The following is a 24,937-nucleotide window of genomic DNA, read 5'->3' on the forward strand; positions in this document are numbered from 1 at the left end:
GGAACCTGTGATGAGGCAGCTCCAGGGGTTGCCGGAACTGATCGTCACCCTCGGGCGGCGGCGGCTCACCGCGTCCGAAACCGCCGCCATCACCTCCGTGCAGGTCCTTAGTACCCTGGCCCGGCCGGCCCAGTGCCTGGTCAGCTGGCGGCCCGGGCCGGGCGGATCCGGCAGCCGCTCCCGGGGACGGTCAGGGGTTGATCCCGTTCCCGGGGACGCGCTCCGCGTTGAGGTGGGAGGCTTCCGCGCACCCCTGTTTGTGGGTGAGGTGACAGTTGTGGAGTACAGCTACGGCGCCGACCTGTCCCAGGAGCTCCGGGTCCGCGCCTACGACGCCCTGCACCGGCTGCGGAAGCGCCAGTTCACCCGGTTCCATCCGGACACTGACCTGGCCCGGCTGGCCGGCATCCTCTGCGAAGGCACCGGCCTGCAGGTCACCGGCGGCGGGACGGCGTTGGGAGACGTGTTCCAGTGCGCCCGCTCGGACCTGAGCCTGCTGGTGGAGCAAAGCGCCCGGGTGGGGGTGTACCCGGTGGTGGACGACCGCACGCTCCGGTTGCCGGGCCTGTCCGGTGAAGGCGAACCGCTGGAGCTGGAACTGGGCGCCAGCCTGCACTCGGCCGAGGTGGAGGTCAGCCAGGAATCCGCTTTCGCAGGGGCCCGCACCGCCGGTTGGCGGGCCGACGACGCGTCCCCGCAAAGTGCCAGCGCCGGCAGCAGCGACGCCAAGCCGTCAGTCAGCGCGGACCCGGCCCTGGCCTCCGTGGGCGCGGGCGGCGAACTGCTGCGGGACAACGAGCCACTGGCCTCGGAAGCACTCGCCGACCAACTGGCCCAGGCGGAACTGGACGTCCGGGTCGCCGGCCAGGTCAGCGCCGTGTTTGTGGCCGACGGCGATCCACGGCTCCGGGCGGGCGGCCGCGTTCGGGTCCGCGGGATCGCGCAACGGCTGGAAGGAACGTACGCGGTGACCTCCGTGACCCACCGGCTGGACGGTACCGGGTACGAAACCACCGTTTCCACCCTCCCGCCGGCTCCCCCTCCGGAGCGGAAGCCGGACGTCTTCACCCTGGGTGTGGTGTCCGACGTCGACGATCCGGACGGCCGGGGACGGGCCCGGGTGCGGCTGCCGGCCTATCCGGAGCTGGAAACGCCGTGGACACCGGTGATGTATGCGGCCGCCGGGGCGGACAAAGGGATGGTGGCGCCGCCGGGTCCGGATGACACCGTGCTGGTGCTGCTGCCGGCGTCCGATCCGTGCCAGGCCATTGTGCTGGGCGGGCTGTTCGGCGCGGAGCAGCCACCGGACGCGCAGGTCAGCGGCCCCCGGGACGGCCGCTTTACGTTCCGGACCCGGGACGGCCAGGAGGTCCAGCTGGACGGGCATGCCCACACCATCCGGCTCAGCAACGGCCATGGCTCCACGGTGGAACTTGGCCCCAACAGGCTCCGGATCACGGCGGCCACTGACCTGCTGCTGGAGGCTCCCGGGAAAGCCATGACCATCCGGGCAAAAACCGTGGACTTTGAGGAGGCCTGATGAAACTGCTGGTCACCCAGGCCATCCTGCGCTGCGGGCACGACGGAATCGTGGCCAACGTGCCCTCCCAGGAGTGGGTACGGGTGGCCGGCCTGCCGGTGCTGGTGGATCACGATCCCCAGGGCCGGGACATCGCCATGTGCCCCAACGTCGGAATCAACATCAAGCCGTGCACCAAAACCCTGGTGGTACGGACGGGTTACTCCGGGTTTGTGCGGATCGGCGGCCAGGCGGTGTGCCTGGACACGGTGGAGGGTTTTACGGACGGTACACCGCCCGGAGCCGTGAAGTACACCGTGCGCCGGCCTGGCCAGCTGTTTGTGGAGGCGGGATCATGAGCGGCCCCCGGTACCGGTCCATCGCGTTTATCCACCCGGATTTCGATGCCGCCTCCGGAGTGCCCGGGCTGCGCCTCACACCCGCGGGACGCCTGGGCGTGGTCACGGATGCGGCCTCGGTCCGGCAGGCACTGCTGCTGCTGTTGAGCACCCGGCCCGGCGAGCGGATCAACCGGCCCACCTACGGCTGCCACCTGTTCCGGTTGGTCTTTGCCCCGGCTGACGACACCACCGCGGGCCTGGCCATCCACTACGTCGCACGGGCGGTGGAGCAGTGGGAGCCACGGATCAGCGTTGTCTCACTCGACGCCGGACGCTCGCCGGAAACGCCGGAGCTCCTGGAAGTCCGGCTTCGCTACCGGGTCCGCACCACCGAACTTGAGGACGAAATCGCCATTGCCGTGCCCGTTGCTTCCGGAGGCGCCCCATGAGTATCCCCGTGCCCAATCTCGATGACCGGAACTTCGCGGACCTGGTGGCGGCAGCCCGCGAGCGCATCCGGCAGGTGGATCCGGAGTGGACGGACCTCTCGGTGCACGATCCCGGCATCGTGATCCTGGAAGCCTTCGCCTTTGTCACCGAAACCCTGCTGTACCGGGTCAACAGGGTGCCGGAAAAGCTGTATGCCGTGTTCCTGAACCTCATCGGCACCAGCCTCCACCCGCCCAGCACGGCGGAGACCCTGTTGGAGTTCAGCCGGGCCACGCCGGGCACGGAGGAAATCCAGATCCCGCGCGGCACCCAGGTGGGCTGCCCTGCGGGAGTTCCCGGAGCGCCGCAACCCGTATTTACGACGACGGCTGCGGCCGTGATTGCCTCAGGTTCCGCAAGCGTCCTGGTCCCCGCAGCCGACGTGACGCTGTACGACGCCGTACGGATCGGCGTCGGGACCGGGCGTCCGGGGCAGAACTTCGAGATTCCGAACGCGCCGGTAGTGTCCGGCGCGGGCCTGGCTATCGCCATGGAGGTTCCGGAGGGCACCCGGCTGGCCAGCGGCGCGGCTGTCCTGGTGGAGGGGAAGCGGTTCCGTTATTGCCGGGAGGTGGAGGCGTTCGCCGACGCCGAGCCCGGCGAGGCAGCGGTGAAGATCGACCGCAGCGCCGGGGTGGCCATGTTCCCGTGGTGGGACGGGGCGGACGCTGGAAGCCCCGGCCTGATCGTCCCTGCTGCCGGGGCTGAGGTCCGCGCGTGGTACCGGGCCGGGGGCGGCGAGCGTGGCAACGTGGCCGCCGGCCAGCTCACCGTCCTTCGCACACCCGTGCCCGGGGTCCGGGTGACCAACCCGGATCCGGCAACCGGCGGGCGGGACGGAGAGAGCGTGGAAAACGCGCTGCGCCGGGCCCCGCAGGATTTCCAGGCCCGGGAACGTGCGGTGACTGTGCGGGACTACGAGGTACTGGCAACCCGGCATGGCGGTGTGGCCCGGGCCCGGGCGTTTACCCGCAGGGATTTGTGGGGCTTCGCGCGCCCGGGCGAGGTGGAAGTGGTGCTGGTGCCGTTTGTTCCGGGTCACGGACCCGCGGGCCAGGACACCGATCCGGACCGCGTCCCGGTTCAGGCGGAGGAACTGCAGGCGCACGCCCGGGACCAGGTCCGGACCGAGGTTGAGGCCTACCTCCGGCGCCGGTCCACTGTAGGCGCTGAACCGGTGGTGCGGTGGGGCCTGTACAAGCAGGTGCTGGTGGATGCCCGGGTTGTGGTGCGCAGCGACGAGGACCCGGGGGCCGTCAAGGCACGGATTATCGGCAGGCTGTCCGCCGCGATCAGCCCGTTGACCGTGGGCGGCTCCGGCTACGGGTCGGGGTTTGGCCGGCCGCTGCGGGTGTCCAACCTGTACCGGGCCATGGAGGAAGCCGAGCCCGGAGTGCAGTACGTGGACCGCGTCCGGCTGGAGGTGGACAAGGTTCCGGACAGCGACGCCGTGGGCCTGGTGCAGGCGGACGGCCAGGCCCGGACCTGGTTCGTCGCACAGCAGGGCACCCTGTTCCGGACCACCAACGCCGCTGACGGCTGGGAGGCGTGCGCGGAGTTTGGTGACATTGCTGGTTCCGAAGGCGGTTCCGGGGAACCGTCCGAAACCATCCGCAGCGTTGCCCCCTTCCGCTCCCCCGCACCGGGCCGGCTGGGGCCGGAGAAGTATCCGGGAATGGTGGCCGTGGCCACTGCCAAGGCGGACGGATCGCGGATCTACGTCAGCGAGGACCTCGGAGAGTCCTGGCGGCGGGCCGCTGAACTGGGATTCGGCGTCGTGGATCTTTGCTGGGTGGACCGGCAGGGCACACCCGTCCTGCTGCTGGCCGGGGAGCACGGGCTGTACGAACTGCCCATGGGTGCCGGCGCCGTCCCCGTGCAGAACCTGGTGGATGCCGCCCAGCCGGACCGCGGGTTCTACGCGGTGGAGGCGTTTGTTGACGTACGGGGCCGGACGGCCGTGGTGGTGGCGGCGCAGGCGTCGGCGGGCATCTGGCTCTCGCCCGAGGCCGGCGCCGCGGGCTCGTTTACGCAGATCAAGGCCGCCGGCGAAGACATCCGCTGCATGGCCATCCAGTACGACGGCGCCTCAACCCACATCTGGCTGGGCCGTTCCACCCCGGAAGGCAGCGGAACGGGGTGCCTGCGCCTGAAGATCGACGAACTGGCCCGGACCCAGCTTGAATCGCTGGCCGGTTCGTGGGAAGAGTACCGCGCCGGATGGACGGGCGGGAGTTGCTGGAGCGTCCACGTTGCCGGCAACGCCACGTACGCGGCAACTCAAAGCGGCGGTGTGCTGCGGCTCCAGCTGGACGAGGCCGCCGCGCAGTGGAGCGTGCCGGACGTGAACTGCGGGCTGCCGCTGCGCGACCGGACGCGGTTTGAGCCCGTGCGTTCTGTCTCCGGGGCGGTACTTACCGGCTCCGGGGCTTCCGACGGCGGCACCACAGTCATCCTGGCGGCCGGACCCAAGGGAGTGTTCCGGAGCACCGACCTCACCGGGTCCTGGCAAAGCTGCAGCCGGCGCGTGGTGGAGGACGTGGTGACCCTCCCGGAGACCTGGCTGTTCTGCTCCGGACAGCACCGGATCGAGGTGGTGCACAGCCATGGCTGACTTGGAGTTCAGGGCGGAAGATTCCGCACTGGCGCGTGTGCTGCCTGAGGTCTTCCAGGTGGCCGCCACCGCCAGCCCTCCGCTGCGCGCCCTGCTGGCGGTGGCCGAGGACCTGCACCGGCCGGTCCGGAACATCCTTGATGCAGTGGCGACGATTCCGCACCCGGGCCAGGTGCCGTCGTCGTTGGTTCCGTTCCTTTCCCGATGGGTGGACCTGGACTGGCTGATCCTGCCCGATGCGGAAGCGGCAGGATCAGCCGGTGCGGAGATACCGCTGGCCCGGCAGCGGGAGCTGATCGCAGCAGCCTCGCAGCTGTCCGCGCGGCGCGGAACCGTGGACGGGCTGGTCCGGTTCCTGCATCTGGCCACGGGCGTCCGCGGCTTCACGGTGGGCTCGGTGCCGGGGGCATTCCACATGCTGGTGGGCGTGCCGTCCGCGGCAGAGGGTCAGGTGGACCTGATCCGGCGGATCGTGGACGGCACCAAACCCGCCCATGTCACAGCGGCGATCATGGTGCTGCCGGCGGACGGCCCAGGAGGTGCCGCGCCATGAGCGGAAGCGAGAGCCGGAAGCCGCTGATCGTTGTCGGGGTGTGCGCGGTCATCGCCGTCCTGGTGCTGGTATCAGGCGTCAGCTGCGGAGGAGGGAACGACGACGACGGCGATGCAGCCAAGGAGTGGCAGCAATCCTTCAGCGGGGTGGCCGGCGGCGCGGAACTCATGATCGCCGACCTGGAAGTCAACGGCGGAAACTGCACGGCCGCGGAGTCCCTGCTGAAGGTCACCGGGACCTGCGTGTTTGTGGTCCGGGACTTTGGCGCCGCGTTCGGCCTTGGACCACCTACCAAACGCGGAACGCTGGTTCCACAGCAGGACGTGGCCATAGAGCTGTTCGTCCAGGACAGCCGGATAGAACAGGACGTGGAAGCGGGAGAGGAAATTCCGCTGACCTTTGGAACTTCGGGCGGGCGGCTGGGCGTCACCTGCCCGTCCGTGGGCGGCTGCACCTTGCAGCTAATGGAAGCAGGAGGATGACATGGGCACCATCACCATGACACTCAGTTCCCCGGGTGTGGAACTGAAGGACGGAAAGGGCTCGCTGGCCGCGTCCGTGACCAATGCGGGGGCGGAGAAGGAGCCTGTGGTGCTGGGCGCGTTCCCGGTGCAGGCCGGCAGTCCGCCCGGGCCCACCTATGCCAGCATCGATAAACCGCTCCGGGTCATTCCCGCCGGGGCCACCGAACAGTACGTGGTGAACTTTGATACTGCCGGGGCTCCCGCGGGCAGCCACCAGGTAAAGCTGATCGCCTACTCTGCGGATGAGGCTCCGGAGGACTACGCGGACCAGGCGCACGTCGTCACACTGGCAGTCCCGGCCGCGGCGGAGCAGCGGAAGAAGAAGTTCCCGTGGCTGTGGGTGGTGATTGGCGCCGTCGTACTCGTGGCCCTGATCGGCGGGGTGGTCTGGTTCCTGATGAAGGACGTCAACGTTCCGCGCGTGGAGGGGAAGCAGGTGGCCGAGGCGACGCAGATCCTGACGGACGCGGGTTTCAGCGTGGGAACCACGGAGAAGGAGGACGCCGCACCCGAGGGGCAGGTGCTGTCCCAGGAGCCCGACGGCGAAACATCCGCCCCTCGCGGCTCCAACGTCACGCTGGAGGTGGCGGTGCCGGTGAAGGTGACCATGCCCGAAATCCTGGGCAACTCCATCGAGACGGCCCGGGAAGCGCTGGCCACTGCCCAACTGGAGTTGGTGTTCACCAGCGATTCCACCTGCACCTCTTCCCCGCCGCGGCCGCCGAACGTGATCTTCTATGACTACTGTGCAGTGGCCGGGGTTGAACCGGCAGGTGGAGAGCCTGTCAACAGCGGCAGCCAGGTTGCCGTGGTGTCCGAACTCCGGACCACAGGGGCAATATTTACTCCGCTCAACAAATGTCAGCTGACCGATTCGTGTGCCAAGATCTTTGACCTCAACCCGTTCGACTGAGACTCAGTCCGCCACCGATCCACTGACCCGGACGGCGTTGACGATGGCCGGGATGGACCCGATCAGCATCACCAGCGCCCAGATCAGGGCCACCACCACAGTGACCAGCGCCCAGAACTGGTCACCGATGGAAACCAGCGGGCCAGGCAGGAAGCCGTGGAGCAGGCCCAGGACCAGTTGCAGGACCACCGAGACCACAATCAGCAGCACCAGGCCCGTGATCTTCAGGAAGGCGGGCTGGCTCAGCACCAGCAGCACCACAAAGCCGATCTTGAGCAGCAGGATGAGCCCCAGGATCACGGCCGCTTCGGTCACCGGGAAGCTGCCCCACAAGGCAAGGTAGGCGATCGTCCCGAACGGCGTGGCTACCAGCAGGCCCAGCATCAGGAAGAGCTTGGCCAGGGCCAACAGGGCCGTGAAGAACGCTGCGACCACCCAGAGAAACGTGACGATCAGCGTCACGATGCCCTGGACGCGCCCGTATGCGCGGAGGTTCATGATCAGGCTCAGTCCCAGCATCACCACCGTGAACAGGAGCAAACCGTCCAGGAACGCCAGGTAACCGATTCCCGCTCCGGGTGGATCGGCGTCGGCCTTCTCTGTCCGGAGCAGCACCTCCGGCTCCACACCCATGCTGCTGGCCGTTGACGGCGGAACGGGGTCCACGGCGGTGCCGCCCAGGAGCAGTGCCAAACCGATCTCGGCCAACACGGCGATGGCAAACACCACCACCGCGGCGATGAACAACGGGCGCCGCAACATGGCTCAATTCTGGCACCGGAGGGGCCGGAAAGCGCCTGTGTTGCCGCCATGATTCCGGCGCTGGCGGGGTGTAGCGTTTATCCATGAGTGAGCAGCAGCCCTCCGAGGACGTCTACACGCACGGCCACCACGAGTCAGTGGTGCGCGCGCACGCCTCCCGAACGGCAGAGAATTCAGCGGCTTTTGTGATCCCCCACCTCACCCCGGGCGCGGACGTGCTCGACGTCGGCTGCGGTCCCGGGAGCATCACGTGCGACTTCGCGGAACTGGTGGCCCCCGGAACGGTGACCGGGCTGGACCGCTCACCGGACATCATTGTGCAGGCGGCCGCACTGGCAGCTGAGCGCGGGGTGGCCAACGTGGAGTTCGTGGCCGGCAATGTCTATGACCTGGACTTTGCTGATGACACGTTCGACGTCGTCCACGCCCACCAGGTGCTCCAGCACCTGACCGATCCGGTCGAGGCGCTGCGGGAGATGCGGCGGGTGGCCAAGCCCGGCGGCATCGTGGCCGTCCGCGAGGCCGACTTCCACGGCATGAGCTGGTACCCGCAGATCACGGAGCTGGACGAGTGGATGGAGCTGTACCAGCGGATTGCCCGGCGCAACGGGGCGGAGCCGGACGCCGGGCGGCGGCTGGTGTCCTGGGCACAGTCGGCCGGCTTCACGGACGTCGCACCCACCAGCAGCAACTGGCTTTACGCCACCGGCCAGCAGCGCAGGTGGCAGGCCCGGGTGTGGAGCGAGCGGGTGCTGCATTCGGCGTTTGCGGAGCAGGCCCTGGAGTACGGTTTTGCGCAGGAGGCGGACCTGAGCCGGCTGGCGGCGGGCTGGCACCGCTGGGGTTCCACGGATGACGGCTGGTTCCTGATCCCCAACGGGGAGATAGTGGCGCGGGCCTAGCCCCCCCAACTAGCTCGCAGTTAACGTCGTCAAAACGCGGGCGGAGTCCATCGGTCGTTGCAACACCTTACTGAAGGGGGTGTTGTTGTGGTCGATGGTCGTTGTGTGCCGCGCGTGGTTCGGGAGCGTTTGATTGAGTTAGTGGCTTCGGGGATGTCGATGTCTGCGGCTTGTCTGGTGGTGGGAGTGTCACGAGAGGCCGGCCCGAGGTGGTGGCGGCAGGCTGGGGGCATGAACCTTAGCCGGGGCCGTGTGGGTGGCATTGATGTCCTTGTGGGTAGCGAGGGACCCTCTGGTCCTGGGCATCCGCTGAATTTGGACGAGCGGATCTCGATTCAGGCAGGAATCAAGGCCGGTGATTCTCAGACGAAGATTGCTTCCGGGTTGGGACGGCACCGTTCGGTGGTCTGCCGGGAACTGCGCCGTAATACCGGCCCGGATGGTGTGTATCGGGCCCGGTTGGCTCAGCAGAATGCCCTGCACAAGGCCCGCCGGCCAAAGGCGTTCAAGATCGTTGGCTCTGACTTGGCACAGGAGATCGAGTCCAAGCTCAAGAAGGGGTGGAGTCCTTGGCTGATCGCCAAGACGCTGCGGCAGGAGCACCCTGATGATAGAAGCATGCAAATCAGCCACGAGACGATCTATCAGTGCCTGTATGTCCAGTCCCGGGGCCAGCTCCGCAAGGACCTTACTGCGATGCTCAGCCTCAAACGCAAGGCCCGGAAGTCCCGGGAATCAGTCAGGGACGGAGGGAAGCGGCAGCGTTTCAGCGATGCACTCACGATCAGTGAACGCCCCGCCGAGGCCGCGGACCGGGCAGTACCCGGCCACTGGGAAGGTGACCTGATTATCGGCAAGGACTCCGGCTCGGCGATAGGAACCCTGGTCGAACGGAACACACGGTTCGTGATCTTGCTGCATTTACCCATCGATCACACTGCCGAGTCCGTTACTGCGGCGATGCTACGGGAAATGGGGGCTCTTCCCGAGCACCTGCGCCGGTCAATTACCTGGGACCGTGGAACGGAAATAGCCCAGTTCGACAGGATCCGGATGGAACTCAATGCCCCGGTTTACCTGTGTGATCCGCATTCACCATGGCAGCGCGGAACGAACGAAAACACCAACAGGCTGCTTCGTCACTGGTTCCCCAAAGGCACAGACCTAAGCACCCATACGGCCGAGGACCTCGCCAACATAGCCCAAATGCTCAACCAGCGGCCCAGGCCCACATTGGACCTGGACACACCAGCGAACCGAATGGCTAAACTACTCGAACAAACCGCGGCATAAGCCGCACGTGTTGCATCGACCCCTTGACGTCCCCGCGTTTTGACGACGTTAACTGCGACCTAGTTGGGTGACGCGGGCCGGCGTTCGGTGACGCTACACGAAGGGGGCTGCCGCCTTCTGAGACGGCAGCCCCTCCGCGTTACTTTGCCTCCTCCGGATGGGAGAAGTCGGATTCCCAGTTGTCCTTGGCGGCCTGGTCCTCGGTGACGGCCGTGGTACCGGGCAGCGCCCGGTTCAAGTGCAGGAACTCGAGGTGGGTTTCGTAGTGGTCCAGGACATCGGTGATGACCTGTTCCTTGCTGTATCCGGCGAGGTCGTAGCTGTGGCTCCCCTCAAGGGAGAAGACCTCCATCCGGTAGTACTTCAATTCAAGCCGGGCATTGCCCGGCGCATAGGGCGGAGTGTCGTATTGAACCGGGTAGATCTGGTATTTGAACGGGCGCTCATCGCAGAGCCTTATCAGTAGATCAACGTGGCGGATGCCGCAGGTCTCGACGATGCCCGTCGTTAGGCTCACGTTCGCGTCCTGCGCCTTCAGCTCGTCGTACACCTCCTGCAGCGCGGGCAGCGCCACGGTGTCTACGAAGCGGTTCGCCTGCTTCGGCCCCGGGTAGCTCATGGCGCGGTTGAGGCGTTGCCGCCACGTGCGGGACGGCGAACCGTCCGTGCTGTGGCCGGAGATGATTCCCGGCAGGCTCGCACGGTAGCTATCGGCCAGCGAGTTCTCCACGCGCAGGGCTTTGTAGAGGCCCAGCATGATGAACAGCAGCAGGATCGAAAGCGGCAGGCCCATGATGATCGTCGCGTTCTGCAGTGTCGTCACACCGCCGACGGTCAGCATGGCCAGCGTCAGGAGACCGGTCACCAGAGCCCAGAAGACGCGCAGCCACTTGGGCCCGTCGGCATTGGCGTCCTTCAGGTGGCTCGTGAAGTTGGCCATAACCAGGGCACCTGAATCGGCGGAGGTGACGTAGAAGAGCAGCCCGGTGAAGGTGGCCACGCCAATGATCAGCGGCGCCGCGGGGTACTGCTCGAGGAGGCCGTAGAACGCCCTCTCCGGCTGGGCCATTGCCGTCTCCCCGAAGGCGGCATTGCCGTTCATCACGATGTCCAGGGCGCTGTTGCCGAAGATCGAGATGAAAACCAGGATGAACGCGAAGGGGACCATGAGGGTGCCCAGCACGAATTGTCGGATGATGCGGCCACGCGAGATGCGCGCGAGGAAGAGCCCCACGAAGGGAGCCCAGGCAATCCACCATGCCCAGAAGAAGAGTGTCCAGCCCTGCAGCCAGTCACCGGGCCGGTCATAGGCGAAGGCGTCCAGCGTCATGGCCGGGAACCGGCTGAGTACGTCGCCGGTGTTTTGGATGATCCCGTCCAGCATGAAGCTGGTCTTGCCGGTCAGGAGGATGAACAACATCAGTGCGAGGGCAAGAATCACGTTCAGCTCGGCGAGCCGGCGGATTCCCTTTTCGACGCCGGAAAGCACGGACGCGGTGGCCATGACAACGGCCACGACGATCAGGCCGATCTGCACGGCGACGTTCTCGGGCAACCCGAACATGAGACTGAGTCCGTAGTTAAGCTGCACGACGCCGATGCCCAGGGAAGTGGCGATGCCGAAGATGGTTCCGAGGAGGGCTGCGATGTCTACGCCGTCACCGACAGGACCGTTGATTTTCTTGCCGAAGATGGGGTATAGCGCGCTACGGATGCTCAGGGGCAGGTTATGCCGGTAGGCGAAGTAGCCCAGGGCCAGTCCCATGAGCGCGTACAGGGCCCAGCCCGTGATTCCGTAGTGGAACAGGGTGAGGACCATGGCGTGGCGGGCGGCCTCGACCGTGCTGCCATCACCCTGAGGGGGAGCCAGGTACTGGGTCACGGGCTCGGACACAGAGAAGAACATCAGGTCGATGCCGATGCCCGCGGCGAAGAGCATCGACGCCCAGGTGAACATGCTGAACTGCGGCTTTGAATGGTCCGGGCCAAGCTTCGTCTTGCCCACCCGGGTAAGGGCAATGACGAGGACGAACACCACCACGGCGGTGACGATCAGGAAGTAGTACCACCCCATGTTGGTGGATACCCAGGTGACCATGGAACCGATCAGTGCCTCGGCGCCTGCGGCGTCGGCGATGGCCCAGAGGGCGATCACGAGGATCCCGGTGGCCGATCCGATGAAGACGGTCCAGTTGACCCGGGTTCGGGCCACGGGGGTGGTGGCACCGCCTTCAGTAACGTTTACGGGCGGAGCGTCGGCTACCTGGCTCATGCCACCCGCCTTGCATCGTTTCTGACAGTTGTTGATTTGCTGGGTTCTAACATCTGAGCTCCTAAGTGGAAAAAGCACGATGGTGATGTTCTGCGGACGCCATTGACCGCAGGTGAATCAACGGCCAGGCGCTCTAAGGCCCGCGCCTGGCCGTTCCCCCTTCTTGTGTTTCTGGTGTTGCTAAACAGCAGTGCCGGCACCCGGTTCAGGTGGGGAGCCAAACCAGCCGCTGGGTGCAGGCTGGATGTTCTGCCAGATGTGTTTGGCTTCGCGGTATTCGTTGAGTCCCGCGCTGCCAAGTTCACGTCCAATGCCGGATTTGCCGAAGCCGCCCCACTCCGCCTGCGGGACGTACGGGTGGTAGTCGTTGATCCACACCGTTCCATGCCGGAGTGCGCCAGCAACGCGCTGCGCTTTCGACGCATCCGAGGTCCAGACCGCTCCCGCAAGGCCGTATTCCGTGTCGTTGGCGATGGCAACTGCCTCCGCTTCGGTCCGGAAGGTCTCCACAGTCAGCACCGGGCCGAATGACTCCTCCCGCAGCACGCTCATGCCCGAACGGCAGTTACCCAGCACGGTGGGCGGGTAGAAGAAGCCGTCCGCGAGCGCTCCGTCGTCGGGAATGTAGCCGCCGCATAGAAGCTCGGCGCCTTCGGCAATGCCGGCCTGGACGTAGGCGTGGACCTGGTCGCGGTGCTTTGCGGAAATGAGCGGACCCGTCTCTGCATTGGCATCAAAGGGGCCACCCATCCGGATCTTTTTGGCCCGTTCCACCACCTCCGCCACAAAGCGCTCCGCAATGGTCTCCTCAACAACAAGACGCGCCCCGGCCGAGCAGACCTGGCCGGAGTGCAGGAACACTGCGGTCAGGGCATTGTCGACGGCGGTGTCCCAGTCCGCGTCCGCGAAGACGACGTTGGGGTTCTTTCCGCCAAGTTCGAAGGCGACCCGCTTCACGGTCTCCGAGGCGGCCGCCATGATGCTCTGGCCCGTGGCCAGGCTTCCGGTCAGGGAGACCAGGTCCACCCGCGGGTCCGAACTCAGGGTTGGCCCTACCCGCGACCCCGTCCCGGTGACCAGGTTGGCAACACCGGCCGGAACCCCGGCTTCTGCCAGCGTCTCCATAAGCAGGATGGAGGTGGACGGCGTCAGCTCGCTGGGCTTCAGCACGAAGGAATTCCCCGCCACGAGTGCCGGCGCTACCTTCCAGGCGGCCTGCAGGAGCGGGTAGTTCCAGGGTGCGATCAGGGCACAGACGCCGAGCGGTTCGTAGACCACGCGGCTGATGGCGTTCGACCGGCCGGTATCGATGACCCTGCCGGCATCCAGGCCCGCTATCTTGCCGTAGTAACGGAAACACGCCGCAATATCGTCAATATCGTATTCGGCCTCTACCATGCGCTTTCCGGTGTCCAGGGCCTCAGCCCGGGCATAAGCGGCTTTGTCCCGTTCCAGCAGCCCGGCGATGCGCAGCAGGACCTCGCCGCGTTCAATATCTGTCAGCCGGCGCCACGGGCCGCCGTCGAACGCTGCCCGGGCGCTGGCGATCGCGCGCTCAGCGTCCTCAACGGTGGACGCTGCGACAACAGCCACCTCGCGTCCGTCCGCCGGGCAGCGCACCACTGTTGTGCCGCCGTCGGATGCTTCCTGCCAGCTGCCGTCGATGTAGAGGCCGCGGATTGTTTTGGTTGCGGTGGTGGTTTCAGTTTCGGTTGCGGTCATGGTCCTAGCCCCTTGCTGCCTTGCCGGCGACTGACTTGCGCGCTGGGTTGTCCCTCTCCAGCGGGCTGACGCCGTGCCGGTAGAACTCGGTGTGCTGTGCCGCGAGGGGCGTCTTCCCGGCGATCAGGTCCGCGGCCTTCTCGGCGAGCATCATCACCGGCGCGTAGATGTTGCCGTTGGTCACGTAGGGCATGGCGGACGCATCAACAACCCGCAGTCCCCGGGTGCCGTGCACGCCCATGGTCAGCGGATCAACCACTGCCATGGGGTCGGACGCGGGCCCCATCTTGGCGGTGCAGGACGGGTGCAGCGCCGTCTCGGCGTCGCGGGCCACCCAGTCAAGGATTTCGGCGTCCGTCTGCACGCTGCGGCCCGGCGAGAGCTCGCCGCCGTTGAACGGACCCATGGCCTGCTGGCCCAGGATGTCGCGGGAGATCCTGACAGCCTCCACCCATTCGCGGCGGTCCTGCTCCGTGGAGAGGTAGTTGAACACCATGGACGGGTGGACTGTCGGGTCCGTGGACGTGATCTTCAGGCTGCCCCGGGCGTCCGAGTACATGGGGCCGATGTGCACCTGGTAGCCGTGCTTGGCATCGGCCTTCTGGCCGTCGTAGCGGACGGCGACGGGAAGGAAGTGGAACATCAGGTTGGGGTAGGCCACGTCCTCGTTGGAGCGGACGAATCCGCCGCCTTCGAAGTGGTTGGTGGCAGCCGGGCCCTTGCGGCCAAAGAGCCACTGCAGTCCGATCCACGGCATGCGCCAGACGTCCAGGGCCGGCTGCATGGACACGGGCTGGGTGCAGGCGTGCTGGATGTAGACCTCAAGGTGGTCCTGCAGGTTTTCGCCAACTCCGGGCAGGTTCACCACGGGGTTGATGCCCAGCGACTTGAGGTGCTGCGCATCGCCAACACCGGAGAGCTGGAGCAGCTGCGGGGTGTTGATGGCGCCGCCGGACAGGATCACTTCACCGGCGTTGACGGTATGCAGTTTTCCGTTGCGGCGGTAGGTGACGCCGGTGGCCACGTTGCCGCTGAAGTTGACCTTGGTAACCATCGCCCGGGTCAGGACATCCAGGTTCTGGCGGCCTGCGTTGGGCCGGATGTGGGCGCGTGAAGCGGAGAGCCGCTGGCCCTTGTGGACGTTACGGTCGAAGGCGGCGAAGCCTTCCTGGCGGTAGCCGTTGACGTCGTCCGTCAGCGGGTAGCCGGCTTCCTGCGCGGCCTTGAAGAACGCCTGGAACAGGGGGTTGGTGGCGGGGCCGCGCTCCAGGACCAGGGGTCCGTCGTGGCCGCGCAGATCGTCGTCGGGATCCGCGGCCAGCGCGTTTTCCATGCGGTTGAAGTAGGGCAGGCAGTGCGCGAAGTCCCAGGTTTCCATGCCTTCGTCCGCGCCCCAGCGCTCGTAGTCGAGCGGGTTGCCGCGCTGGAAGATCATGCCGTTGATGGAGCTGGAGCCGCCCAGGACCTTGCCGCGTGCGTGGGCTACGCGCCGTCCGCCCATAAACGGTTCGGGGTCGGACTGGTACCGCCAGTCATACAGCGGGTTGCCGCTGGGGAACGTGAGCGCGGCGGGCATCTGGATGAACAGGTCCCAGGGGTAGTCGCTGCGTCCTGCCTCGAGAACCAGGACGCTGCTGTGGCCCCCTTCGCTCAGCCTGTTGGCGAGCACAGATCCTGCGCTGCCGCCGCCGACGATCACGTAGTCGTAATGGGTTTTTGTCATGCTGCAAACTCTCCTTCTACCTGGCACCTGCACCGAAGATCCGGGTGGCCTCTAGGGCGCTGACCCTGGCGGTTTGATATCCGCGGGACCCTGCCGGTGTGGCGTAGATCATATGTTGGAGGTTAGCCGGGTTTGAACATGTGTTCAAGAGTTTTCTTGGACATTTGTTCAAAAAGGGGCTCGCGCCCGCTTTTGTGACGTCGAAGGAGGTGCGTTCAGCGCCTAGTCCGCGAAGGCGATCTGCTCGGTGCGGGCAATGCTGCGCTGGATGGAGGCGTCACCAATGCCCAGGAGCGAGGTCAGCCACATGCCGTTCTGGACCACCACAATGTCCGCTGCACGTTCCCTGCAGTCTTCCGGGGAGAGTCCCGGCTTGGCGTTGGCGATCAGCGCAGCAAGCCCGTCCAGGTACTGATCGAAGGCTTCGGCGTTAATCGCGCCAAACTCTTCGTCAGCCTGCGCGAGCGCCCAGAGGTGCAGGCGCAGCGACAGGTACTGCGTGGTCAGGATCTCGGGTGCCGCCACCCGCCGCAGCGCCTCGCGGAGCTGCTCGTCAGGGGGCGATTGCGGGTCCGGGGCCACCAGCCGCATATCGCTCTCGCCGATCCGGCCCAGCACGGCACGGATCAGGCTCGGCTTGTCCGCGTAGTAGTAGTTCACCAATCCGAGGGCGACGCCGGCCTCCCGGGCTACCGCCCGCATGTTGATGCCTGAGATGCCATGGCGGGACAGCAGTTCGAGCACCGCATCCAGGATGCGGGACTGCCTGTCTACCTGCTCGCCGGAAGCTGCCGTCTTTGTGTCCATTCGGCCACACTATGGCGAAAGGCCGTGGTGCCGCATCTTGGCGGCTGCCCGGGGAGTCTGGCCGCACGCCGGCGGGGCCGGAACCGTGCGTCCGGCAAGGGCGCGGGCCCTAAACTGGTGTGGTGCAATTTTCCCTTTGGCTGGCTCTGGCCGGCGCCGGCGTCCTGATCAGTTTTACTCCCGGCGCGGGCGCCATCAACACCATGAGCAACTCCCTGAATTCGGGGTTCAGGCGCTCCATTTGGGGCATCTTCGGCCAGCAGGCGGCGCTGGTGTGCCACGTCATCATTGTGGCCCTGGGGGTGGGCGTGCTGGTGGCCAGCTCGCCTGTGGCGTTCAACGTGATCCGCTATGCCGGCGCCGCGTACCTGGTGTACCTGGGCATCCGGCAGTTCCTGCACAAACCGGACCTGGACCAGGAGGCAGTGGCGGAACTCCGCAACGAGCCGGGCTGGTCCATGTTCCGCCGCGGCCTGTGGGTGAACCTGTTGAACCCCAAGGCCATCATCTTCTTCCTGGCGTTCGTTCCCCAGTTCATCCGTCCTGATGAACCGCTGCTCCCCCAGTACCTGCTGCTGACCGGCACCGTGGTGATCATCGACGTCCTGGTCATGTGGTTTTTCTTCGCGCTGGCCGCCCGCTGGTTCCAGCGCTTCACCCATGACGTGCGCGGCCAGACCATCCTGAACCGGATCTTCGGCGTCCTGTTTGTTGCGGTGGGCATTATGCTCGCTCTCATCCACTGACCCCACCGGGTACGCTCATGGTCATGATCCCCGCGCCCGTGATTATCGCCGTCGACGGCCGTTCAGGTGCGGGCAAAACCACCCTCGCCACCGAACTGGCCGTGCGGCTCCGCGCCCACCACAAGGTCTCGCTCTTTCATCTTGAGGACATTTACCCGGGCTGGGACGGCCTGTCCGATGGCATCCTCCGCTACGTCACCACCGTGCTGGTTCCGCTGCGCCGGGGGGAACGCGCCACGTGGACCAGCTGGGACTGGGAGAACAATAACGACGGCGGCACCCGGGTTACGGAGCCGGCGGAGATAGTGCTGATCGAGGGAGTCGGGGCGGCCTCCGCTGCGGCCCGCCCGCTGCTGGATGCCGTGGTCTGGGCGGAGTCGCCCATGGCGGACCGGAGGATCCGGGCGCTGGCCCGCGACGGCGGAAGCTATGACCCGTTCTGGGAGCGGTGGGCTGCCCAGGAGGATGCCCTGCTGCGCGTGGACAACGTGCCTGCCCATGCCGACGTTGTGGTGGAAAACCTGGCGGACGGCACCGCCCCGGATGATGTCCTGGCTGCGCTGGCCCACCTGCCGGCCCTGTCCACGGCACTGCAGCCGGAACTCGCGGCGCGGCGCGGCGGGCTGAAGCTGCTCACCCGGAAACTGAACGGCAGGCCGGACGCGGCCGCATTGTTTGAGCGGCTCTACGGCGGCTCGGCCAATGCCGTGTGGCTGGACTCCTCCAACGCGGACCAGCTGCCCGCCTCCGCCGTCCCGGAGCCCCGCAACCGCTTCAGCATCCTCGCGGATGATGCAGGGACGTTCGGCCAGGCGGTCAGCCACTCTTCCGGAACCACCACTGTCACAACGGGCCGGGCGTCGGTGCGGGTTTCCGGCCCGTTTTTCCGCTGGCTGGACGGCACGTGGGGCCGCAAGGCCGTCCGCACCCCGCAGGATTACCCCGGCGACTTCACGTTGGGCTGGCTGGGCTACCTGGGCTACGAGCTGAAGCGCGAGACCGGCGGCACGGACGTTGCGTCGCCGCTGCCGGACGTGTCGCTGCTCTTCGCCGGACGCGCGGTGGTGCTGGACCATGTGGCCGGAACCGTGTGGCTGCTGGCCCTTGACGCTCCCGACGCCGGCACCTGGCTGGCGGAGGCAGCGAAGGCTGTTGCCGCCGTCGGGCCTTCGCCGGAGGCTGCCGCCGATCCCCCCAAGCCGGCCCCGCGCTTCACCGCCCGCGACGGGGAGCTGGAGTACAAGGCCAAGATCGCGGAGGCGCAGCGGGAGATCGCGGACGGCAACTCGTACGAGGTCTGCCTGACCACCGCGCTCTCCGCCGAGGTGCCGGACGGGTTCAATCCCTGGCCCACGTACCTGCAGCTGCGGCGGCGCAACCCCGCCCCGTTCGCTGCCTACCTGCGCTTTGGCGGTGCGGCCGTGGCCAGTACGTCGCCTGAACGGTTCCTGAAGATCACGTCCGACGGCGGCATGCGCGCCGAGCCGATCAAGGGAACCCGCCGCCGGGGTGCTGACGCGGCTGCCGACGAAGTACTGCGCCGGGACCTGGCGGAGTCGCCGAAGGACCGCGCGGAGAACATCATGATCGTGGACCTGCTGCGGAACGACCTCAGCCATTTCGCGGTTCCGGGCTCGGTGCAGGTCAGCCGGCTGTGCGCGATCGAAAGCTACGCCACCGTGCACCAGATGGTCAGCACCATTGACGCGCAGCTCCTTCCAGGGACCTCCCGCGCCGAGGCCGTGGCCGCCTGTTTCCCGGCCGGTTCCATGACGGGCGCGCCGAAGATCAGCACCATGGCCATCCTGGACCGGCTGGAAAACGCTCCACGCGGCGTCTACTCGGGAGCGATCGGCTACTTCTCCCTCAACGGCGCCACCGATCTTTCCGTGGCAATCAGGACACTGGTGGCCGGCTCCGACGGTGCGGGCGGCACGGAACTCTCGCTCGGCGTCGGCGGTGCCATCACTGCCGACTCGGACCCCGCGGACGAGTACCAGGAAATCCGGGACAAAGCGTTCGGCGTGCTCTCGGCGCTGGGGGCGGAGTACCCGGCCGCGGCGGGCGCATGATCAGCGGGTCCGCGGTATGTAACTGAACGTCCTGGATCGATAACGATCGTTCCTGTTCGAATGCATTGTCCCGCAGCAGTTGCACCCATAGTCTCACTCTGCCCGGTGTTCCGCGTCCCGCTGGTCGGACGAACCGCCGGCACCAGAAACGCACCCCTGAGACTGCGAGGTATAACAATGACGTTTTCCGCCCGACGATTAAGAAAGCCGGTGGCTGCTTTGGCAGCCGCCGTGACTGCAGCAGCGGGGTTGGCGTTGTTGCCCGTTGGCACCGCCCCGGCAGCGGCCGCCGATGCCACACCAGTGACAATTACCCCCAACCCGGCCAGCCGCGGCGAAGCCTTCCAGGGCTGGGGTACCAGCCTGGTGTGGTTCGCGAACGCCACTGGCAACTACTCTCCGGAACTTCGGGAAGAGCTGTACCAGAAGGTGTTCGGCAAAGACGGGCTGAACCTGAACATTGCCCGCTACAACGTGGGCGGCGGCAACGCGTCCGACGTCGCTGACTACCTGCACGACGGCAGCGCGGTGGAGGGCTGGTGGAACCCGGTCACCGATCCCCCAGCAGGCCAGGTGGCTTCCAACCTCTACAACCCGGACGGCTCGGTGGACAAGACCCAGGCCAACAAGCTGGCCTTCCTGCAGCAGTGGAACCCGGACGATCCCGCCTCTTACAATCCCGACGCCGATTCAACCCAGCGCTGGTGGGTGGAGAAGCTCGCTGCCGAGCAGCAGATTGACCACTTCGAGGCGTTCAGCAACTCCCCGCCCTGGTTCATGACCAAGAGCGGCTACGTCTCCGGTGGAATCAACCCCGCCAGGGGCGAGAACCTGCTGCCCGAAGCCGAAGCCAAGTTTGCCGCGTACATGAAGCACTCGGTTGAGCTGCTGGAACAAGGCAGCGGCATCGAGGTGGACACCATCAACCCGTTCAACGAACCCAATTCCGGCTACTGGGGCACGGACATCAACACGGCCACCGGCAAGCCGCCCACCACCTACACCCAGAAGCAGGAAGGCGCCCTGATCTACCCGGCGGCCCAGGACAGGGTGACCAAGCTGCTGGCCGCCGAGCTGGCCGAAAGCAACACCACCACCGGGGCCGTCATCTCCGCCATGGATGAAACCGACCCGTCACGGTTCATGACCAACTGGCACGGCTACAGCCAGCAGGCCAAGGACGCCGTTGGCCAACTGAACGTCCACACCTACGGCACCAACGACCGCCGCCGTGTCCGTGACCTGGCAAAGTCCACGGACAAGCCGCTCTGGATGAGCGAAGTGGGCGGCTTCTGGACCGGAAACCCGGCGCTGGGCGATTCCACCAGCGGCTGGGACCGCTCCAACATCACCAACGGCCTGGGCATCGCCGGCCGCATCGTCAACGATCTCCGCGAACTCGAGCCCGATGCCTGGGTGTTCTGGCAGCCTGTGGAGGACACGTACAAGAGGAAAAGGCAGACAAGGGCTGGGGCTCCATCTACATCGATTTCGACTGCAACTACGAGGGCCGTGAGGGCTTCTCCAACCGCCGCATCAATGACGGCGCATCCCAGGAACAGGCCAAGTGCAAGGTCCTGACCAACCAGAAGTACAACACCACCCGGAACTTCACGCACTACATCCGGCCGGGCGACTTCCTGATCCAGAACGATAACGCCAAGACTGCCAGTGCCCTCCGCGCAGACGGCAACGGCGCCACTCTGGTCCACTTCAATGACACCCCGACGGCGGAAACGGTCACCATCGACCTCAGCCGGTTCGGCGCCATTGCCCCGGGCGCCACGGTCACGCCGGTAGTCACCACCAAGTCCCCGCTGGAGGACATCGAACGGAACGCCCTGGTCAAGGGTGCCCCTGTGGCCGTCGATACGGCGGCCAAGTCCGCGACGCTGGAGGTGCCGGCCGCATCAGTGGTGACGTTCGTCGTCGACGGCGTCAGCGGAGTTGCCGCCGATGCCGCACCCGTGCAGGACGGCCACACCTACCACCTCACCGGTGACGCCAGCGGAAAGTACCTCACTGCCCGCGCCGACGGCACCTCCTCCATCCAGGACCTGGGGACGACGACGGCGGAAGTCACCCCGCAGCTGTGGACTTTCAACGCCGTCAGCGGTGACGAGTTTGCGCACGACCGGCGCTGGGTGGTCACCAACACTGACGGCCGCGTACTGACCGGAAGCGGCGGAGTTCCCAGCGCCAGCACCTCCGGACAGGCGGCGCTGAAGGCCATGAGCCTGGATGAGGCCAGGGCCACGCCATCAGCACAGTGGATTCTCTCCACGGAAAACGGCAAACAGTGGTCTCTGGTCAACGCCGGCGCGGCGATCGCCCTGCAGGTCACCGGAAACCAGACTGCTGCAGGTACCGCCATCTCACTGGCCGCTTCCGCCGGTACTACGGCCACGGCAACCGGCAACACGTCCCAGTCGTGGGGCTTCACAGATCTGGCAGACCTCAAGCTGATGGGCACCAAGCCCGTGGAACTCAGCACCACCATCGGCATTGCCCCTGCCCTGCCGGAGGCGGTCACCCCCCTCTATGCAAAGGGCGAAGGCCTGCCGGTAACCGTCCAGTGGCAGCCCGTGGACCCGGCTGTCTGGAACAAGCGCGGCACGGTCACCCTCACCGGTAGCGGCACGGACGTGTACGGGCAGGCCTTTACGGATGCCACAGCCACGGTCACCGTCGGCAAGTACACCGCCACTGACCCCGTCTCGGCCACGGTTGGAGTGGGTGCAAGCCTCTCCGATGTGCAGGCAACCGCGCCCACAACAGTGCCCGGCCAGGTGGGCACGTCAACGGCCCGCAATGACCTCGCCGTTACCTGGGACTGGAGCGCCGTTGATCCTGCTGCGCTGCAGGCCCCCGGAACTGTCACCGTCCCAGGCAAGGCAAATACCGGCGTCGAAAAGGAAAAACTGCTGGACGCCACGCTGACCCTTGTGGTGGTGGACCGGGTGGCCAGCAGCAATATCTGCCGGGATGACTCCGCCACCACTGTCACGGCCAGCTACACCGAGGGCTCCTACGTGGCCAGGAACACCTGCGACGGCAACGCCTCCACGCGCTGGTCCAACTGGGTGAGCGGCGGCAGGGCCGGGGACACCCTGAGCTACGGCTTCGGCCGGGACTACACCGTGGACTCCGTGACGGTGACGCTGGCCGAAAGGGCCGCCCAGAGCCTGAAGGTCCAGTACCAGGACGCTGCTGGTGCCTGGCAGGACACTTCAGCAGGCACGGTCACCGGGCTGACAACGACCGCGCCCGCCAAGGTCACTTTCACCCCGGTGACTACCCGCGGTATCCGGGTTGTCCTCACCACCCCCGGCTCCTACACCAAGGTGGCAGAGGTGGCCATCAACGGCTCCCGCCTGGCCGATGCGAACGTCGCTGACCTGGGCCGGTTGCTGGTGGACCAGAGATCCGTCAACGGCTTCACGGGGGACGTTGCCAGCTACACCGTCCTGACAGCGTCGGCGGCCCTTCCCACGGTGGCCGCCCATCCCGTTGATACGAATGCAAAGGTATCCATCGTGCAGGCAACTGCTGAGCAGCCGTCGTCGACGGTTACCGTCACGGCCCCGGACGGCACCGTGCGCAGCTACACCGTGGCGTTCGTGACCGGCAAGGCCGCTTGCGCCAACGGAGGCTGGGCCAACAGCATTGAACCCGGCTTCGGAAACGAAGGTGAGTGTGTGAGCTTCTTCAGTTCTAAGTAGCCCGCGGACCCTCCCGGGCTTGTCCGCGGGTCCTGGCCTACAAGGCTAGGATTCGCGGACAAGCCTGGGAATCACGGCGGCAACATCAACGGCAGTGCCGTCGGAGAACTGGAACTGCCCGGTCTCCAGGAAGCGCGCGCCGTCCAGTTCAGCGCGGACTCCTTCCCCACCAAGCCCGACGACGGCGGCATAGTCGCCATCTACGGCGGCACCGGACGTGCCAATCCAGGGAATGGTCAGGTGCTCCCCCACGGGATGGGCTTGTTGCCGTTCCCAGGTGCCGGCGTCATCCAGCTTTTCACCCCACGGCAGGGCCCGAACCTCGCTGATCAGTTCAGAGGCTGCATCCACGGGCCAGCCGCCAATCCGCAGACGGGCCTGCCCGTCTGCCCCGCGGACCCGCACCAGCCGCAGCTCAACCGCCCCCCTGGTCAGGGAAATGACAGTGATTTCCGGGCCGGGGGCGGCTGTTCCTTTGGCTCCGCTGCCGTGGTCCGGACCGCCGTCGGGGTCTACGGTGATCCAATTTGTGGACGCCCGGGAGGCACCAACCTGCACCCCATCAAGTTCGACTTGTCCCAGGAACTCAAAACCCGTGCGGTGCGTCAGGCGTCCTTCGCCATCCACCATCACGACGGCGTTGTCCACGGACTCAGGTTCAAGGTCCGGGAAGGTGGCGGTGGAGTAGCCCAGCCGGGCATAGAGCGGGGAATCAGTGATGCGCGCGCCGACCGTGGCATGATCCGTCCCGTGGTTCCGGACCCGGACCACGCCGTCGGACACTGTTCCGTCCACCTGCCAGCCCGGGGCTGAAATGAACCGACGGGTATCGGCAACCTCCACGGGCAGCGGCGCTTCAACCGCTGTCCAGACGGGATGGTCTGCAGGCAGGGCCAGGCCCATCATTCCCTTGGCCGCCCAGTACGGGGAGCCGGTACCCGAATAGGACTGCTTCATCGCAGGAAACTCGCCGTGGAAGCCGATGGACAGCAACCCGTCCCCGTTAATGGCACCACGCTGCAGGAAGTAGTCCAGGATGCCGGACGCGGCACGGCGGGTGAGCCCGGGACTCAGCCGGGTGTTGCCCAACAGCTGCCCCGACCAGAAAGGCGCTGCAGCGGCGAACCGGTAGATCAGGCTCCGGCCCTGGATCAAGGGAGCCCCGTTGGCGCCCACCAGGTACACGGCGTCGTCCAGGAAATCGGCCAGCCGCTCACCGTCCTTCCGGGACCGGGCCTGAACCCGTGGGTCCTCCGGCGCCATCAGCTGCAACAGCTGCGGGTAGACCTGGAAAGCCCAGCCCACGTAGTGGTCGTAGGAACGCTCGGGGCCGTCAGCGAACCATCCATGGCTGCGGTAAAGCGAGTCGTGGATGGCCAGGCCCGCGTCAATGTCCTCATCGGAAAAGCGGCCGCCCACACTGGCCAGGAACGTCTCCACCACAATCTGGAACCACACCCAGTTGATGGGCGGGTATTCCTCGCCGATCACGGTTTCAAACCAGGCAATGAGCTGCTCCTGTACGCAGCCGGGAAGCCTGTCCCACAGGACCTTCCGCGTCAGGGCAAGGCCAACTGCCAGGGACGCTGCCTCCACCTTCGCCTGGCCCAACTCGCCAGGGGTCGGCCAGCGGTCCGGATTGGCAGGGTCCGTGCCGGCGTCCAGGCCGGCCGCGTACCAATCGGCGATCCACCCCGTTCCCTGCGGGTCCCCGGCCATCCGGAAGGAGGCCAGCAGGAAGGTCCGGGCGAAGGCTTCCAGGGAATCGCTGCGGGGACCGTAGGCGCTGTTGGCGCCGGGGAGGTGCAGGTTTGCATGATCGTCGGTGGCGTACCGGTGGGCCGAACGCAGCAGGTGGTCGGCGTAGGCGCACCAGTGGTCACGGGTCAGGCCGGTGTACGGGGACAGCTCATAGTCCCGGGGCGGCAGGGTCAAGGCTGGCGGGGAAACAGTGAAGGTCATG

At 66.5% G+C, this 24,937-nt stretch carries 19 protein-coding genes; 13 read left to right on the plus strand and 6 right to left on the minus strand.

The window, feature by feature from the left end; all coding sequences use genetic code 11:
• Window positions 1-10: 10 nt before the first annotated feature.
• From ACPJW8_RS16275 to ACPJW8_RS16305, 7 genes are read left to right on the plus strand one after another with little or no spacing between them, the layout of a single operon-like run.
• On the plus strand, window positions 11-1,540 hold the full coding sequence (locus ACPJW8_RS16275; protein ID WP_330189306.1) for a phage baseplate assembly protein V: 1,530 nt from the start codon (window positions 11-13) through the stop codon (window positions 1,538-1,540).
• On the plus strand, window positions 1,540-1,878 hold the full coding sequence (locus ACPJW8_RS16280) for a hypothetical protein (RefSeq protein WP_330189305.1): 339 nt from the start codon (window positions 1,540-1,542) through the stop codon (window positions 1,876-1,878). Before ACPJW8_RS16275 ends, ACPJW8_RS16280 begins: the two co-directional genes overlap by 1 nt.
• Window positions 1,875-2,309, plus strand: a complete 435-nt coding sequence (locus ACPJW8_RS16285; protein WP_330189304.1) for a GPW/gp25 family protein — start codon at window positions 1,875-1,877, stop codon at window positions 2,307-2,309. Before ACPJW8_RS16280 ends, ACPJW8_RS16285 begins: the two co-directional genes overlap by 4 nt.
• Window positions 2,306-4,963, plus strand: a complete 2,658-nt coding sequence (locus ACPJW8_RS16290; protein ID WP_330189303.1) for a baseplate J/gp47 family protein — start codon at window positions 2,306-2,308, stop codon at window positions 4,961-4,963. Before ACPJW8_RS16285 ends, ACPJW8_RS16290 begins: the two co-directional genes overlap by 4 nt.
• On the plus strand, window positions 4,956-5,516 hold the full coding sequence (locus ACPJW8_RS16295) for a phage tail protein (protein WP_330189302.1): 561 nt from the start codon (window positions 4,956-4,958) through the stop codon (window positions 5,514-5,516). The genes ACPJW8_RS16290 and ACPJW8_RS16295 overlap by 8 nt, the downstream gene beginning before the upstream one ends.
• On the plus strand, window positions 5,513-5,998 hold the full coding sequence (locus ACPJW8_RS16300; RefSeq protein WP_330189301.1) for a hypothetical protein: 486 nt from the start codon (window positions 5,513-5,515) through the stop codon (window positions 5,996-5,998). The genes ACPJW8_RS16295 and ACPJW8_RS16300 overlap by 4 nt, the downstream gene beginning before the upstream one ends.
• Window position 5,999: 1 nt before the next feature.
• On the plus strand, window positions 6,000-6,953 hold the full coding sequence (locus tag ACPJW8_RS16305; protein ID WP_330189300.1) for a PASTA domain-containing protein: 954 nt from the start codon (window positions 6,000-6,002) through the stop codon (window positions 6,951-6,953).
• A gap of 3 nt (window positions 6,954-6,956) precedes the next feature.
• Here ACPJW8_RS16305 and ACPJW8_RS16310 read toward each other — a convergent pair whose 3' ends face one another.
• The gene (locus ACPJW8_RS16310) at window positions 6,957-7,715 is read right to left on the minus strand and encodes a hypothetical protein (RefSeq protein WP_330189299.1); all 759 of its coding nucleotides are present in this window, start codon (window positions 7,713-7,715) and stop codon (window positions 6,957-6,959) included.
• Between the two features lie 83 nt (window positions 7,716-7,798).
• On the opposite strand from ACPJW8_RS16310, the gene ACPJW8_RS16315 reads away from it, so the two are divergent.
• Together ACPJW8_RS16315 and ACPJW8_RS16320 are read left to right on the plus strand one after the other, a co-directional pair.
• Complete coding sequence (locus ACPJW8_RS16315; protein ID WP_330189298.1) at window positions 7,799-8,617, plus strand: class I SAM-dependent methyltransferase; 819 nt, start codon at window positions 7,799-7,801, stop codon at window positions 8,615-8,617.
• A gap of 153 nt (window positions 8,618-8,770) precedes the next feature.
• Complete coding sequence (locus ACPJW8_RS16320; protein ID WP_330188084.1) at window positions 8,771-9,910, plus strand: IS30 family transposase; 1,140 nt, start codon at window positions 8,771-8,773, stop codon at window positions 9,908-9,910.
• 139 nt (window positions 9,911-10,049) lie between these two features.
• Here the strand turns inward: ACPJW8_RS16320 and betT are convergent, their stop codons facing one another.
• The 4 genes from betT to ACPJW8_RS16340 all read right to left on the minus strand — a co-directional run bounded on the left by betT (window position 10,050) and on the right by ACPJW8_RS16340 (window position 16,434).
• Complete coding sequence (gene betT / locus ACPJW8_RS16325; protein ID WP_330189665.1) at window positions 10,050-12,182, minus strand: choline BCCT transporter BetT; 2,133 nt, start codon at window positions 12,180-12,182, stop codon at window positions 10,050-10,052.
• Between the two features lie 180 nt (window positions 12,183-12,362).
• The gene (locus ACPJW8_RS16330) at window positions 12,363-13,904 is read right to left on the minus strand and encodes an aldehyde dehydrogenase family protein (protein WP_330189664.1); all 1,542 of its coding nucleotides are present in this window, start codon (window positions 13,902-13,904) and stop codon (window positions 12,363-12,365) included.
• A gap of 4 nt (window positions 13,905-13,908) precedes the next feature.
• On the minus strand, window positions 13,909-15,627 hold the full coding sequence (betA, locus tag ACPJW8_RS16335) for a choline dehydrogenase (RefSeq protein WP_330189663.1): 1,719 nt from the start codon (window positions 15,625-15,627) through the stop codon (window positions 13,909-13,911).
• A gap of 222 nt (window positions 15,628-15,849) precedes the next feature.
• Entirely contained in the window at window positions 15,850-16,434 is a 585-nt protein-coding gene (locus ACPJW8_RS16340; RefSeq protein WP_330189662.1) for a TetR/AcrR family transcriptional regulator, read from the minus strand.
• Between the two features lie 122 nt (window positions 16,435-16,556).
• Here ACPJW8_RS16340 and ACPJW8_RS16345 point away from each other — a divergent pair, with 122 nt between their 5' ends.
• From ACPJW8_RS16345 to ACPJW8_RS16360, 4 genes are all read left to right on the plus strand, one after another.
• Entirely contained in the window at window positions 16,557-17,180 is a 624-nt protein-coding gene (locus tag ACPJW8_RS16345) for a LysE family transporter (protein ID WP_330189661.1), read from the plus strand.
• Window positions 17,181-17,203: 23 nt separating this feature from the next.
• Window positions 17,204-19,252 (plus strand): aminodeoxychorismate synthase component I, encoded by a 2,049-nt coding sequence (pabB, locus tag ACPJW8_RS16350; protein ID WP_330189660.1) that lies wholly within the window; start codon window positions 17,204-17,206, stop codon window positions 19,250-19,252.
• A gap of 231 nt (window positions 19,253-19,483) precedes the next feature.
• A complete protein-coding gene (locus tag ACPJW8_RS16355) occupies window positions 19,484-20,833 on the plus strand; it encodes a glycoside hydrolase (protein WP_425256369.1) in 1,350 nt (449 codons plus the stop codon).
• A gap of 278 nt (window positions 20,834-21,111) precedes the next feature.
• On the plus strand, window positions 21,112-22,974 hold the full coding sequence (locus ACPJW8_RS16360) for a discoidin domain-containing protein (RefSeq protein ID WP_330189267.1): 1,863 nt from the start codon (window positions 21,112-21,114) through the stop codon (window positions 22,972-22,974).
• 45 nt (window positions 22,975-23,019) lie between these two features.
• On the opposite strand, the gene ACPJW8_RS16365 is transcribed toward ACPJW8_RS16360, so the two are convergent.
• Window positions 23,020-24,936, minus strand: coding sequence for a DUF2264 domain-containing protein (locus ACPJW8_RS16365; protein WP_330189266.1), 1,917 nt, complete (start codon window positions 24,934-24,936; stop codon window positions 23,020-23,022).
• Window position 24,937 lies beyond the last annotated feature (1 nt).

Source organism: Pseudarthrobacter sp. J47 (assembly GCF_049810315.1).
Lineage (GTDB): Bacteria > Actinomycetota > Actinomycetes > Actinomycetales > Micrococcaceae > Arthrobacter.

Coding starts and splice junctions, on each gene's coding strand:
- ACPJW8_RS16295 (WP_330189302.1), top strand. CDS start 4,956: ATGGCTGACTTGGAGTTCAGGGCGGAAGATTCCGCACTGGCGCGTGTG.
- ACPJW8_RS16315 (WP_330189298.1), top strand. CDS start 7,799: ATGAGTGAGCAGCAGCCCTCCGAGGACGTCTACACGCACGGCCACCAC.
- ACPJW8_RS16320 (WP_330188084.1), top strand. CDS start 8,771: ATGTCGATGTCTGCGGCTTGTCTGGTGGTGGGAGTGTCACGAGAGGCC.
- ACPJW8_RS16300 (WP_330189301.1), top strand. CDS start 5,513: ATGAGCGGAAGCGAGAGCCGGAAGCCGCTGATCGTTGTCGGGGTGTGC.
- ACPJW8_RS16310 (WP_330189299.1), bottom strand. CDS start 7,715: ATGTTGCGGCGCCCGTTGTTCATCGCCGCGGTGGTGGTGTTTGCCATC.
- ACPJW8_RS16285 (WP_330189304.1), top strand. CDS start 1,875: ATGAGCGGCCCCCGGTACCGGTCCATCGCGTTTATCCACCCGGATTTC.
- betT (WP_330189665.1), bottom strand. CDS start 12,182: ATGAGCCAGGTAGCCGACGCTCCGCCCGTAAACGTTACTGAAGGCGGT.
- ACPJW8_RS16365 (WP_330189266.1), bottom strand. CDS start 24,936: ATGACCTTCACTGTTTCCCCGCCAGCCTTGACCCTGCCGCCCCGGGAC.
- ACPJW8_RS16305 (WP_330189300.1), top strand. CDS start 6,000: ATGGGCACCATCACCATGACACTCAGTTCCCCGGGTGTGGAACTGAAG.
- ACPJW8_RS16340 (WP_330189662.1), bottom strand. CDS start 16,434: ATGGACACAAAGACGGCAGCTTCCGGCGAGCAGGTAGACAGGCAGTCC.
- pabB (WP_330189660.1), top strand. CDS start 17,204: ATGATCCCCGCGCCCGTGATTATCGCCGTCGACGGCCGTTCAGGTGCG.
- ACPJW8_RS16290 (WP_330189303.1), top strand. CDS start 2,306: ATGAGTATCCCCGTGCCCAATCTCGATGACCGGAACTTCGCGGACCTG.
- ACPJW8_RS16330 (WP_330189664.1), bottom strand. CDS start 13,904: ATGACCGCAACCGAAACTGAAACCACCACCGCAACCAAAACAATCCGC.
- ACPJW8_RS16275 (WP_330189306.1), top strand. CDS start 11: ATGAGGCAGCTCCAGGGGTTGCCGGAACTGATCGTCACCCTCGGGCGG.
- ACPJW8_RS16280 (WP_330189305.1), top strand. CDS start 1,540: ATGAAACTGCTGGTCACCCAGGCCATCCTGCGCTGCGGGCACGACGGA.
- betA (WP_330189663.1), bottom strand. CDS start 15,627: ATGACAAAAACCCATTACGACTACGTGATCGTCGGCGGCGGCAGCGCA.